This is a genomic window from Planococcus daihaiensis (assembly GCF_049262615.1).
Lineage (GTDB): Bacteria > Bacillota > Bacilli > Bacillales_A > Planococcaceae > Planococcus.
In genome coordinates this window covers 1,686,845-1,700,149 of sequence record NZ_CP175504.1, presented here as the reverse complement: position 1 = coordinate 1,700,149, position 13,305 = coordinate 1,686,845, and the positions used below count along the sequence as shown (strand labels likewise).

At 47.8% G+C, this 13,305-nt stretch carries 11 protein-coding genes and 1 rRNA gene; all 12 read right to left on the bottom strand.

Annotated features, from left to right (window positions below; translation table 11 throughout):
• Positions 1-5 precede the first annotated feature (5 nt).
• Positions 6-1,556: ribosomal RNA gene (locus tag DHX103_RS08080) — 16S ribosomal RNA — on the bottom strand.
• Between the two features lie 382 nt (positions 1,557-1,938).
• On the bottom strand, positions 1,939-3,423 hold the full coding sequence (gene lysS, locus DHX103_RS08075) for a lysine--tRNA ligase (RefSeq protein ID WP_422121820.1): 1,485 nt from the start codon (positions 3,421-3,423) through the stop codon (positions 1,939-1,941).
• A 221-nt stretch (positions 3,424-3,644) separates the two neighbouring features.
• The gene (folK, locus tag DHX103_RS08070) at positions 3,645-4,127 is read right to left on the bottom strand and encodes a 2-amino-4-hydroxy-6-hydroxymethyldihydropteridine diphosphokinase (RefSeq protein WP_422121819.1); all 483 of its coding nucleotides are present in this window, start codon (positions 4,125-4,127) and stop codon (positions 3,645-3,647) included.
• Entirely contained in the window at positions 4,124-4,489 is a 366-nt protein-coding gene (gene folB / locus DHX103_RS08065) for a dihydroneopterin aldolase (protein ID WP_422121818.1), read from the bottom strand. Before folB ends, folK begins: the two co-directional genes overlap by 4 nt.
• Positions 4,489-5,301, bottom strand: coding sequence for a dihydropteroate synthase (folP, locus tag DHX103_RS08060; RefSeq protein WP_422121817.1), 813 nt, complete (start codon positions 5,299-5,301; stop codon positions 4,489-4,491). Before folP ends, folB begins: the two co-directional genes overlap by 1 nt.
• 130 nt (positions 5,302-5,431) lie before the next feature.
• Positions 5,432-6,364, bottom strand: coding sequence for a cysteine synthase A (gene cysK / locus DHX103_RS08055; RefSeq protein ID WP_422121816.1), 933 nt, complete (start codon positions 6,362-6,364; stop codon positions 5,432-5,434).
• Positions 6,365-6,452: 88 nt separating this feature from the next.
• Positions 6,453-7,397, bottom strand: a complete 945-nt coding sequence (locus tag DHX103_RS08050) for a peptidyl-prolyl cis-trans isomerase (protein WP_422121815.1) — start codon at positions 7,395-7,397, stop codon at positions 6,453-6,455.
• Positions 7,387-8,262: an Hsp33 family molecular chaperone HslO gene (gene hslO, locus DHX103_RS08045; protein ID WP_422121814.1), complete on the bottom strand. Its 876-nt coding sequence runs from the start codon at positions 8,260-8,262 to the stop codon at positions 7,387-7,389. The genes DHX103_RS08050 and hslO overlap by 11 nt, the downstream gene beginning before the upstream one ends.
• Before the next feature lie 15 nt (positions 8,263-8,277).
• Positions 8,278-9,048 carry a type III pantothenate kinase gene (locus DHX103_RS08040; protein ID WP_422121813.1) on the bottom strand — a complete coding sequence of 257 codons (771 nt, stop codon included), beginning with the start codon at positions 9,046-9,048 and terminating at the stop codon, positions 8,278-8,280.
• A 116-nt stretch (positions 9,049-9,164) separates the two neighbouring features.
• Positions 9,165-11,177, bottom strand: a complete 2,013-nt coding sequence (gene ftsH / locus DHX103_RS08035) for an ATP-dependent zinc metalloprotease FtsH (protein WP_422121812.1) — start codon at positions 11,175-11,177, stop codon at positions 9,165-9,167.
• Positions 11,178-11,303: 126 nt separating this feature from the next.
• Entirely contained in the window at positions 11,304-11,849 is a 546-nt protein-coding gene (gene hpt, locus DHX103_RS08030; RefSeq protein ID WP_422121811.1) for a hypoxanthine phosphoribosyltransferase, read from the bottom strand.
• Between the two features lie 11 nt (positions 11,850-11,860).
• Positions 11,861-13,273: a tRNA lysidine(34) synthetase TilS gene (gene tilS, locus DHX103_RS08025; protein WP_422121810.1), complete on the bottom strand. Its 1,413-nt coding sequence runs from the start codon at positions 13,271-13,273 to the stop codon at positions 11,861-11,863.
• Between the last annotated feature and the right edge of the window lie 32 nt (positions 13,274-13,305).

Genomic DNA, 13,305 nt, shown 5'->3' with positions numbered 1-13,305 from the left:
CTTAGAAAGGAGGTGATCCAGCCGCACCTTCCGATACGGCTACCTTGTTACGACTTCACCCCAATCATCCGTCCCACCTTCGGCGGCTGGCTCCACGAATGGTTACCTCACCGACTTCGGGTGTTACAAACTCTCGTGGTGTGACGGGCGGTGTGTACAAGGCCCGGGAACGTATTCACCGTGGCATGCTGATCCACGATTACTAGCGATTCCGGCTTCATGCAGGCGAGTTGCAGCCTGCAATCCGAACTGAGAACGGTTTTCTGGGATTGGCTCCCCCTCGCGGGTTGGCTACCCTTTGTACCGTCCATTGTAGCACGTGTGTAGCCCAGGTCATAAGGGGCATGATGATTTGACGTCATCCCCACCTTCCTCCGGTTTGTCACCGGCAGTCACCTTAGAGTGCCCAACTGAATGCTGGCAACTAAGATCAAGGGTTGCGCTCGTTGCGGGACTTAACCCAACATCTCACGACACGAGCTGACGACAACCATGCACCACCTGTCACCGCTGTCCCCGAAGGGAAAGCCTAGTCTCCTAGGCGGTCAGCGGGATGTCAAGACCTGGTAAGGTTCTTCGCGTTGCTTCGAATTAAACCACATGCTCCACCGCTTGTGCGGGCCCCCGTCAATTCCTTTGAGTTTCAGCCTTGCGGCCGTACTCCCCAGGCGGAGTGCTTAATGCGTTAGCTGCAGCACTAAGGGGCGGAAACCCCCTAACACTTAGCACTCATCGTTTACGGCGTGGACTACCAGGGTATCTAATCCTGTTTGCTCCCCACGCTTTCGCGCCTCAGCGTCAGTTACAGACCAGAAAGTCGCCTTCGCCACTGGTGTTCCTCCACATCTCTACGCATTTCACCGCTACACATGGAATTCCACTTTCCTCTTCTGCACTCAAGTCCCCCAGTTTCCAATGACCCTCCACGGTTGAGCCGTGGGCTTTCACATCAGACTTAAGGGACCGCCTGCGCGCGCTTTACGCCCAATAATTCCGGACAACGCTTGCCACCTACGTATTACCGCGGCTGCTGGCACGTAGTTAGCCGTGGCTTTCTGGTGAGGTACCGTCAAGGTACCAGTAGTTAGTTGGTACTTGTTCTTCCCTCACAACAGAGTTTTACGATCCGAAAACCTTCGTCACTCACGCGGCATTGCTCCGTCAGACTTGCGTCCATTGCGGAAGATTCCCTACTGCTGCCTCCCGTAGGAGTCTGGGCCGTGTCTCAGTCCCAGTGTGGCCGATCACCCTCTCAGGTCGGCTACGCATCGTCGCCTTGTTGGGCCATTACCCCACCAACTAGCTAATGCGCCGCGGGCCCATCCTGCAGTGACAGCCGAAACCGTCTTTCCGTGCAGCCTCAGGAGAGGCCGCAAACTATTCGGTATTAGCACCGGTTTCCCGGAGTTATCCCGATCTGCAGGGCAGGTTGCCCACGTGTTACTCACCCGTCCGCCGCTGAACCAAGGGAGCAAGCTCCCAAGGTTCCGCTCGACTTGCATGTATTAGGCATGCCGCCAGCGTTCGTCCTGAGCCAGGATCAAACTCTCCATTATAGAGTAGTTGATTGCTCAAATACTTGCTGGCGCATCGCGGTCTAAAAGACGCACGATTCGCTTTGATCTGCGTGATGCTGATCAGTAAGGTTGCGCGGGCCGTTTTGCGCGACCGTTGCTGTTTGTTGACGTTTTGCTGTTCAGTTTTCAAGGTTCATGTTTCAAAATGTCAACGCTGTTAATTGGAACAGCGACTTTTCAATATTACCAGCTTGTCCAAAAGATGTCAACAAGTTAATTGCCGATTATTTTCGAAGCTAATTTAAATATATCAAAAACGCGACAAGAAATATTGTATCATTGCTTTCAATAGAAAACAAGTGTTTTATTATAAAATAAGAGACTCAGCAAAATCCACTGAGTCTCCTTCCTACTATTTGTATCATTCCCTAGGACGCATTTGAGGGAATAAGAGAACATCTCTAATTGATGCTGAGTCAGTTAATAACATGATCAGCCTATCAATTCCTATTCCCAAGCCACCAGTTGGAGGCATTCCATACTCAAGTGCTTCAATGAAATCTTCATCCATTTCATGCGCTTCGTCGTTGCCTTCAGCTTTTTCTACGAGTTGTGCTTCGAAACGTTGACGCTGATCGATGGGATCGTTCAATTCAGTAAAGGCATTCGCATGTTCTCGGCGTACAATAAATAATTCAAATCTGTCTGTAAAACGCTCATCTTTTGGGTTTTTCTTTGCAAGAGGTGAGATCTCAACTGGATGACCATAAACAAATGTTGGTTGAACTAGTTGTTCTTCCACTCTTTGTTCAAAGAATTCATTTAAGATATGTCCGGTTTCCATTGTCGGTTTAATTTCTATGTTATGTTCTTGAGCCAAAGACTGGGCTTCTTCCTTAGTCATAGGTTTCCAGAAATCCACTCCTACATATTCCTTAACAGCATCTGCCATGTGGAGACGTTTCCAGCCAGGTGCCAGATTAATTTCTTCTCCATTATAGATGACACTGGTTTTCCCTAAAACTTCTTGTGCCACATGGGCAACTAAATTTTCAGTGAGTACCATCACATCATTGTAGTCTGCATATGCTTCGTAAAGTTCCAACATTGTAAATTCCGGGTTATGACGGGTCGAGATCCCTTCATTACGGAAAACCCGGCCGATTTCGTAAACTTTCTCTAATCCACCAACTATAAGGCGCTTCAAGTGTAATTCAATCGCAATGCGGATATAGAGCTCCATGTCCAAAGCATTGTGATGGGTAACGAATGGTCTCGCCGCCGCTCCGCCAGCTATCGAATGCAACATTGGCGTCTCAACTTCCAAAAAACCTAGGTTATCAAGGTAGCGGCGCATCGATTGAATAATGCGGCTGCGCAGAATAAAAGTCTCCTTGCTTTCTTCACTCGAAATTAAATCCAGGTAGCGTTGGCGATAGCGCTGTTCGACATCTTTTAAACCATGGTACTTTTCCGGTAACGGACGCAAAGCTTTAGTCAGAAATTCCACTTCTTTCGCTTTTACAGATAACTCTCCTACATTCGTTTTGAAGACTGTGCCTTTCACGCCGATAATATCTCCCAAGTCTGCTGTATTGAAAAAGTCATATGCTTTTTCTCCGATGGCGTCTTTGCGGACATAAATCTGTATTTGGCCTTTTAAGTCTTGGAGATGAGCAAATCCCGCTTTCCCTTTGCCGCGCTTCGTCATAATTCGTCCGGCAATCACTACTTCATGTCCTGCTTCTTCTAACTCTTCTTTAGAAAATCTATCATACTCTTTCACTATCTCTTCTGATAAATGTGTTCGTTCGAATCTGCCGCCGAAAGGATCTATCCCGTTATCACGGAAGTTTTGCATTTTTTGGCGTCTCACCAATATTTGATCGTTTAACTCTTCTGACATTCCCTACACTCCTTCATTTATAAAAACCACGCTCGTTCGTGTATTTATCTATTGTACACAATTTTTCTTCTTCCTACATAAAAAAAGCTGCCATAAATCTATGGCAGTATCATATTACTTTTACAAACGGCATTGCTAACTGCTTCGGACACCAATAGTTTTTAAGCGTTATTCTTAACAAAACCCACTAAAGTGTGGAGGTGTTTCAGTTGTTTGGCCACCTATTCGAACAAAAACGATTCTACACTATTGTATGTCTCCCATAACATTATACCTTCTCTTTGAGGTTCAATAAAATCTTGACCGGGATCGAGCTCCAGCAACGGAATTAACACAAAAGCCCGTTCATGCATGCGCGGATGAGGAATAATTAGCCGGTCTGTTTTTATCTTGTCGCTATTAAAGAGCAAAATATCAAGGTCGATCGTCCGTGGGCCCCATCTTATTTCGCGTTTGCGATCTAATTTCCTTTCGATGTCCTGACACACCTCGAGCAAATCCAGAGCTGAAAGATCCGTTTGCAAATAAACAACCATATTCAGGAATGGCTCCTGTTCGGTAAAACCGACCGGCTCCGTCTCATATAAAGAAGAGATTTTCAGGACATCGATACTTTGATGCTCATTTAATAAGCGCACAGCCTGCTTTAGCATTTCCAGCCGATTCCCCATATTTGAACCTAAAGATAAGTAACTATTATTCATAGGAATTCCCCTCTGGTGATGTCGACCGCCACAGACTTATAATGGCCCGGAATCGGTGGGTCGGGTTTGATTAAAAGTATACGGATTCCTTTTACCAAAGGAAATGCGGATAGAACATCAGAAGCAAGGGTTTCCGCGACTGCCTCCAGAAGTTTTTTCGGCTCACCTTCTATTATTGACTGGCATGCATTATAAACTTCGCCATAATGGACCGTATGCTCCAAAGCATCTGTTTCTCCCGCCATTTTCAAGTCTACAGCCAATGAAACCGTCAGCCGAAAACGCTGGCCGAGTTTCGTCTCCTCCGGGAAAACTCCGTGGTAGCCATAGAACTCCATTTCATTCAAATGTATATAATCCATCATTCCGCCTCCTGGTATTTCATTTTGCCGTTTAGAATATCCGTCATTTTCAAAGCACGCACTGTTTCTTTCACGTCATGCACCCTTACGATGCTGCATCCTTTTCCGGCTCCGTAACAGGCTGTCGCCAAGGAACCTTCCAGCCGCTCACTAACTGGCACATTCAATACTTTTCCGATCATTGATTTTCGGGATGTCCCCAATAAAACCGGATAACCCAAACCGACAAATTCTCCCAATAATTGCATCATCTCGATGTTTTGGCGGGTGTCTTTGCCGAAACCGATGCCCGGATCGAGCCAGATGTTTTCTTTCTTCACACCTGCTTCCATAGCTATCCGAATGCTTTCTTCCATGTCGTTTTTCACTTCATTCCAGAAATCGGTATATGACGTATCGTTACGGTTATGCATCAAGATAAGCGGCACCTGATGTTTTGCTGCGACTGCAGCAATAGCGGGGTCGTATTTCGCACCCCAAATGTCGTTGATAATGTCGGCTCCGGCGGTAATTGCCGCTTCTGCCACCTCTGATTTATATGTATCAATGGAAAGAACTATATTCAATTCTTTTTTTATCGCCTTGATGGCAGGAACTACGCGCGCAATTTCTTCTTCAACAGATATCTGTTTGTGGCCGGGGCGGGTGGACTCGCCGCCTACATCTATAATGTCTGCACCTTCTTGAGCCATTTTCTTGGCATGCGCCACCGCATTTTCCAAAAAGTTATATTCCCCCCCATCGGAAAACGAATCGGGCGTGACATTCAATATCCCCATGATCAGGGTTTTTCCAGTGAAATCAATGTTCAATATCGGCACCTTCCATCTCTATTACCAGTTATTTTATTTCCCGGGAAATATTCTATGTATCCATCTTACCGCGAAGAACGGTTTTTTACACAATAAAAGGGCACGCCGGAGCATGCCCTTTGGAAATTGTTCAGTTAGTTTCTTCGAATTGATATAGCGGGGTGCTCAGGTAGCGTTCGCCGTTTGACGGCAGGATTGCCAGCACTTTTTTGCCTTTGCCCAACCGTTTCGCGAGTTGGAGTGCTGCGTATACCGCCGCTCCGGAGGAAACACCCCCAAGAATGCCTTCTTCACGCGCAACTTTCCGCGCCGTTTCATAGGACTGCTCATTGGACACTTGCATAACTTCATCGTAGATTTCGGTATTCAGTATTTGGGGAATGAATCCTGCACCAATTCCCTGAATTTTATGCGGTCCCGGTTTACCGCCGGATAATACCGGTGAATCCGAAGGTTCCACGGCAGCAATCAGGATGTTCGGGTAGTTCTCTTTCAATACCTGCCCGGCTCCCGTAATGGTGCCGCCGGTTCCGATGCCGGAAACGAAGGCATCCAATTGGTCGCCCATCGCTTCCACGATTTCAGGACCCGTTGTTAAACGGTGAATTTCCGGGTTTGCTTCGTTATTGAATTGTTGAGGCATGAACCAATTGTTTTCAGTTGCCTGTTGTTCTGCCATTTTGATGGCGCCGTTCATGCCTTCCGCTCCCGGAGTCAAAATAAGTTCTGCCCCGTAAGCGCGCAACAGATTGCGGCGTTCCATGCTCATCGTATCCGGCATAACCAAAACTGCCTTATAGCCTTTGGCAGCGGCAATCATCGCCAATCCGATACCAGTGTTCCCGCTGGTCGGTTCAATGATGACGTCGCCTTCTTTTAAATCACCTGATTTTTCAGCCGCTTCGATCATGGATAAGGCAATGCGGTCTTTTACGCTGCTGCCCGGATTGAAATACTCCAATTTCAAATACACTTCTGCGTCTTCCGCACCTGTTAATCGGTTTAATTTGACGATAGGTGTCTGTCCAATCAAACCTGTAATGTCATTTGCAATACGAGCCATTTTCAACACTCCTAATCCCTAGTAGTTTTATCGGCATTTCATGGACTAATCGTATCAATGTTTATCCTTCACTGTCAAATCGCAGGGTTTATTCGCCGTAGAACCATTCGGTTTCAAATTCCCGCCAGAAAGCTTCCGGCGTAACCGACTGCGGCAATTGCTCCAGAGCGAGCTCCCGGCTTATGTGGCCTTCAACATCTTCGTATGTAAAACTCTGGCCTTCCGCTTTTTCGGTCACCGAAATCACAGCAGTCCGCCCGTCAGCCAACATCAATGGTTCGGACCAGCCGCCCACTTCCACTGAAGCGGCAGCATTCGCAATGGATTCATCAATGGTGGATTGCCCTGGCACCACATATCCGATATCGCCCCCCAGGCTACCGGTCGCCGTATCGACAGACCGTTCCCGCGCTAGCGCTTCAAACGAAGAACCATTTTCAAGTTCCGCTATGACAGCCTGCGCTTCGTCTGTAGATTCGACGACGATCACCCGGGTTTTATAGGAATCAGGAACATCGTATAACGATTGATTTTCCTGATAAAAAGCTTCTATTGTACTTTCTTCTATTACAACGTCTTTTGTCAGCACTTTCTCCAGGATCAGCTGCGCCGTCACTCTTTCCCTCATCCGTTCACCGTCTGAGGAATAAAGCGTTTGTTCGCTGCCATCCCGCGCCGAACGCATCATCGCGAGTTCCAGGTCAATTTCTTTGTCGCTGATTTTAATGCCGTATTCCTTCGCTGCCGTTTCCATCACTTTCAGGTTCACAAGGTCGAGCAGGGTTTCGCGCCCGTGCTGCTCTTCCATCGCCGCCATCCATTCCTGCCGCGTGATTTCTTCGCCGCTGACGGAGGCGACTTCCTCGTTGCCGCCCGGATTGCCGGGAATCAGCCAGGCAATGAACCACAGTAAATTTCCTGCCAACAGGATCAGCAGCAGAACCATCAATGGTTTGGTTTTTAATCTTCTTCTCGGCCTGCCCGTTTCACCCGGTGCTGTGCCGGGCCGACCCTTGTCATTGTTATAACTCATCGATGAGCGCTTCCAATTCTTCTTTTGAATAATGATACGTTTCCAGGCAGAAATGGCATTGCGTTTCAGCTGAACCGTCTTCTTCAATCATTTTTTGGATTTCTTCTTTCCCCAATCCAATAATCCCTTCCGCAAAACGTTCTTTGGAACAATTGCATTCGAATTTCACCGGTATGCGATCGAGGATTTCTACGTTTCCTTCACCGAATATTTCTTCTAAAATTCTTTCAGGACTGTATCCCAGTTGAATCATTTTGGAAACAGGTTGAATGTTCGCCAAACTTTTTTCAAGTTTATCAATCGCCGCTTCGTCTGCATCCGGCATTAATTGGACAATAAAACCTCCTGCAGCCAGCACGGAATTATCGGTATCCACCAATACGCCGAGGCCGACAGAAGAAGGAACCTGTTCGGAGACAGCAAAATAATAAGTAAGATCTTCTGCGATTTCTCCTGACACAATCGGGCTCTGGCCCGTGAAAAAGTCGCGCATGCCAAGATCTTTGATTACCGACAGCATGCCGTCTTTGCCGACCGCTTCCCCAACATCCAATTTTCCTTTGGCGCTGAGTTCCAAGTGGGTCTGCGGATGTTTCGCATAGCCGCGAACGCCGCCGTGTGCATTGCTGTCCACCAGAATCGCGCCGAGCGGACCACCGCCGTCTATTTTCAAAACGACTTTGTCATCACCTTTCAGCATTGCGCCGAACATGACACCGCCCGTCATCAACCGGCCAACGGCAGCTGTTGCAGTCGGCCACATCATATGTCTCCGCTGCGCTTCCCCCACTGTTTCCGTACTGTCCACCGCGAACACACGGACACTTCCTCCGAAGGCAAGCCCCCGCACTAAATAATCTGCCATTCAAATCGTCCTTTCTTATAAAGCTTCATTGCGTTTGTAAATTAAATAGAGGCCTTTCAATGTTAAAAACGGCTCCACTTTATCAATCAGCCTGGATTCAGCTGCTATTAACGACGCCATTCCACCGGTCGCAATGACCATGGGCGTTTCCAAGCTCTGCTGTTTCATCCTGGCGATGATGCCTTCCGCCTGTCCGACAAAACCGTAAACGATGCCGGCCTGCATGGCGGAAACCGTATTTTTGCCGATGACGTTCTCTGGCCGGGCAATTTCAATGCGCGGCAATTTCGCGGCGCGGCTGTAAAGCGCTTCCGTGGAAATGCCGATGCCCGGAGCAATGGCGCCGCCCATGTATTGCTGCGCTTCATTGATATAGCAATAAGTCGTTGCAGTTCCGAAATCGACGATAATCAATGGTCCGCCGAACTCATGAATCGCAGCCACGGTGTTAACGATGCGGTCTGCGCCGACTTCCTTGGGATTATCGTACTTGATATTGAGACCGGTCTTTAGGCCTGGGCCTACAACCTGCGGCTTGACGCCAAAATATTTGGAGGCCATCCGTTCCAATGAAAACATGATGGGCGGAACGACCGATGACATGATGATGCCTGTGACATCCGTGAATTTTAAGCCGACATCCTGCAGAAACGCTTTGACCTGCATGCCGTATTCATCTTCCGTTTTGTGGCGGTCCGTTTCCATGCGCCAGTGATGGGTTAATGTGTTTTGATCGTAAATACCCATCACGATATTGCTGTTCCCGATGTCCATAACTAGAATCATTTTGCGCTCCCCATTTATCTGCAATTTTCCAAAATATCATACCATAGTTTCATGGGAAAGAAAAAAACTGGCTGCCTCTTCCTTAACGGAAGCGGGCAACCAGCTTATCAAACTTATTATTTACGCTCTTCATGGATAGGATCTTTAACTCTGTCAGATGATGGTTCTTCACTTGGAAGATCCCCAGCTGAAGGGTCATGCGGTGCTCCTGTCACATCAGGAACTTCCTCTTCTTTATCCAGATCGATCGTTTTATCTTCGTAGTCACCGTTCAGCGCTTCATATGAACGCTCCGGCAGCGTACCATGTTCTTTCAAATGCTGAATTTGAGCGGCATCCAAAGTTTCAATCTCAAGCAAGGTCTGCGCAAGCAATTCGAGAAGTTCTTTGTTTTCAGTAAGAATCTCTTTTGTGCGAATGTACTGCTCTTTGATGATGCGTTGGATTTCCTGATCAATTTCAAATGCGATGGCATCTGAATAATTCTGCTCTGAATTAAAATCGCGGCCAAGGAAAACATTTCCGCCTTGTGCCTGGCCGAATTGGATCGGCCCGATTTTATCACTCATCCCGTATTCCGTTACCATGCTGCGGGCGATAGCCGTTGCACGCTGGAAATCGTTATGGGCGCCGGTTGAAACTTCACCGAAAGTGATGTCCTCAGCGACACGGCCGCCGAGCAAGCCGGCAATTTTATCAAGCAATTCCGGTTTTGTCATAAAGTAACGATCTTCACGTGGCAGCATGACGGCGTAACCGCCAGCTTGTCCACGGGGAACGATTGTTACTTTGTGAACGATATCCGCGTCATCGAGTACCAATCCGATGACCGTATGGCCAGATTCATGATAAGCGACGATATTGCGTTCTTTCTTCGAAATGACGCGATTCTTCTTGGCGGGACCTGCAATTACACGGTCAGTCGCTTCGTCGATATCGGACATATCAATTTTGAGTTTACTGCGACGGGCGGCAACCAGTGCTGCCTCGTTCAATAAATTCTCCAAATCGGCGCCTGAAAATCCTGGAGTCCGTTGAGCGATTGCTTTCATGTCAACAGTCTCGTCAAGCGGCTTGTTGCGTGCATGGACTTTCAATACTTCTTCGCGTCCTTTTACATCCGGACGGCCAACTGTGATCTGACGGTCAAAGCGCCCTGGGCGAAGAAGAGCCGGATCCAGAATATCCGGACGGTTTGTTGCTGCGATAATGATGATGCCTTCATTGGCACCAAAACCATCCATTTCAACCAATAGTTGGTTCAATGTTTGTTCACGCTCGTCATGTCCACCGCCGAGGCCTGCGCCACGCTGGCGTCCAACTGCATCAATTTCATCGATGAAAATGATACATGGAGCATTTTTCTTGGCATTTTCGAACAAGTCACGGACACGTGATGCCCCGACCCCTACGAACATTTCCACGAAATCGGAACCACTGATTGAGAAGAACGGAGTGCCCGCTTCTCCTGCAACCGCGCGGGCCAGCAATGTTTTACCGGTACCCGGAGGTCCGACAAGCAAAAGCCCTTTTGGAATGCGTGCACCGATATCGTCAAAACGACGTGGATCTTTCAGGAAATCGACCACTTCGACCAATTCCTGTTTCTCTTCGTCCGCTCCTGCTACATCATCGAAGCGCACTTTTTGCTTCTGATCGTCATACAGCTTCGCTTTACTTTTGCCGAAGTTCATCACACGGCCGCCTCCGCCGCCTTGTGATTGATTTAGCAAGAAGAAGAAAAGGATGAAGATGATGATGAAGGGAATGATACCTGTGAAGAACTGAACCCAACCGCTTGTCTGTGGTGCTTCCACGTAAGTGATTTCTGCACCGTCAGCTCGCGCAACTTCGTCAATCTGATTCATCAAAGCCTCATTTTCCAGCGGAATATTTGTTACGAATGACTGGTCCTCATCATAGCCATCGAGTGACCCCGTAACTTCATATACCATGGATGTCGGCTGTATCGTGACGTTCTGGATTTCTCCATTTTCCAACGCCTGCAAAAATTCGTTATATCCTATATCTTCAGTTGGTTGGCCACTGTTATTAAATGTCCCCAGAATACCGATAATAACTAGGAAAATCAGTAAATAAAATATGGTGTATCGAAATATTCGATTCATCCCAAGCCTCCTCACAAAGTTTCCCAAAACTATACTAAATACTAACATAGGAGCATTTAAGCATACAACGATAAGCACTCGTCTGGCGGGGTTAATCGACAGACTGTGAATTTCTTATGTCTATTCCTATTCTCCGCTGTAAACCACTGGCTTGAGAATCCCGATATATGGCAGGTTGCGGTATTTTTCCGCATAATCCAATCCGTATCCGACAACAAATGCATCCGGCACTTCAAAGCCGATGTAATCTGCTTTCAGGTCCACTTTCCGGCCCGTTGGCTTGTCCAGCAAAGTGACAATTTTGATGGAATTCGCTTTCCGGTATTTGAAGAGGTCCACCAAATAGCTGAGTGTCAAACCGCTGTCGATGATGTCTTCAATAATCAGCAAGTCACGGCCTTCCACGCTGGCGTTCAAATCTTTGACGATTTTCACTTCTCCCGAAGAAACAGTGGCATTGCCATAACTCGACACATCCATGAAATCCATTTCGACAAAACCGTCGAAACGCTTCATCAAATCGCCCATGAACGGCATAGCGCCTTTTAATACGCCGATTGCCAACGGATATTTGTCTTTATAATCAGTCGTCAGGATTTCTCCAAGCTCACGAGCTTTCTCCTGAAGCCGTTCTTCGGAGATTAATATTTCTTCGATGTCTTTCTGCAACATAAGTGGGCCTCCTATAATTCGCTTCCGCGATCTTCACATTTTTGTTCCATAAGAACCCATTTGTCTTCCGGACGTGGAATGGCGCTGATATGCCGTGACGGTCGTAAACCTGGCACCAGTAAAATTTCGTCATTGCCATCAGTAATGACGGGCCATCCCGATCGAAGAGGGGCTGGAACTTTTTCATCAATCATCAGCCTTGCGACTTTTTTGGAATTCGACATTCCGGGCAGCGGGATGCGATCGCCCGGCAGTCGGCTGCGGATCTGCAGCTGCGGTTCATCTTCCCCTGAAAGGTACCAGGCGAAAACGTCCGGCATTTCCTCAAAGTTTTGAGCAGAGACCAGTTTGTAACGAAAATTCTTTACCGCCACTGACCATTCATTGCTAATCCGCACATTGAACGCTTGTGGAGCGGCCTCCGGGTCTCGTTGGCTGAATAAAACACGATCATATTGTCGAACCATCATATACTTTTGGGGTAAATGCAGGAAAATGGTGCCGGACGAGCTTTGCATCATTTCCTGTACTTGTTCGGCAAGTTGCCTTGTAACGTTAACTTGCTCACCATTATATAGATAGTTTAATAGTAGTAGAACCATTCTTTTTTGTAAAGCAGATGCATGGGATCTGAACCTTACGGCCGACAATGTGATTTCCTGATCATCCGGCGAAAAGAGTGCATCCAATTTTTCCTGTGCCAACTCGGTCAGGAACTTTTGATCTTCCTGCAAACTTTCGGATAATTCCACAAACTGTTTCGATACGTCAGCGTTTTCTTTTTTTAATTCCGGTACGACATTTTTACGGATTCGGTTACGCGTGTAATGGGTTTCCGCATTGCTCGGGTCTTCTCTGAACGGCACGGCATAAGTGATGGCGTAGTCAGCAATTTCCTGTTTGTTGACCGCCAGCAAAGGACGGACGAGATTCCCAGCTCCAAACGGCCGGCTTGACGGCATGCCAAATGAACCGGATTGCAGGGTTCCCCTCAGCCCCGACATCAGGATCGTCTCGAGCTGGTCGTCTGCGTGATGGGCGGTGGCGACTTTGGTGGCACCGGTCGCATCCATTACCTCTTTGAAATATTTATACCGCTCCTGGCGGCAGACTTGCTGTTTGTTGCCGCCAGTGGTTTCGAGGATGGCGGGAATCGGAATGTCGCGGCTATGGAAAGGAATGCCCCATTGTTCGCAGGTTTTTTCTGTGAACAGCCGGTCTTCAATCGACTCGTCGCTCCGCAGCATATGATTGACATGGACAGCTTCGACTGTAATTGACAGCGCAGCTTCATGTGTTTTCAAATAATGCAGCAGCACCATTGAATCGATGCCGCCTGAGCAGCCGAGCAGCACGTGATCGCCAGATTCCAACAGTTTAAATTTCGTCATATAGTCGGTCATCTGCTCGTGGAAATTCTTCACTTGGCGCCTCCTCCCGTCGTGATGCAGTTGTC

Excerpts from the sequence above, each read along its gene's own strand:
- lysS (WP_422121820.1), bottom strand. The coding sequence starts at position 3,423 with ATGTCAGAAGAGTTAAACGATCAAATATTGGTGAGACGCCAAAAAATG.
- folK (WP_422121819.1), bottom strand. The coding sequence starts at position 4,127 with ATGAATAATAGTTACTTATCTTTAGGTTCAAATATGGGGAATCGGCTG.
- folB (WP_422121818.1), bottom strand. The coding sequence starts at position 4,489 with ATGGATTATATACATTTGAATGAAATGGAGTTCTATGGCTACCACGGA.
- cysK (WP_422121816.1), bottom strand. The coding sequence starts at position 6,364 with ATGGCTCGTATTGCAAATGACATTACAGGTTTGATTGGACAGACACCT.
- DHX103_RS08050 (WP_422121815.1), bottom strand. The coding sequence starts at position 7,397 with ATGAGTTATAACAATGACAAGGGTCGGCCCGGCACAGCACCGGGTGAA.
- hslO (WP_422121814.1), bottom strand. The coding sequence starts at position 8,262 with ATGGCAGATTATTTAGTGCGGGGGCTTGCCTTCGGAGGAAGTGTCCGT.
- DHX103_RS08040 (WP_422121813.1), bottom strand. The coding sequence starts at position 9,048 with ATGATTCTAGTTATGGACATCGGGAACAGCAATATCGTGATGGGTATT.
- ftsH (WP_422121812.1), bottom strand. The coding sequence starts at position 11,177 with ATGAATCGAATATTTCGATACACCATATTTTATTTACTGATTTTCCTA.
- hpt (WP_422121811.1), bottom strand. The coding sequence starts at position 11,849 with ATGTTGCAGAAAGACATCGAAGAAATATTAATCTCCGAAGAACGGCTT.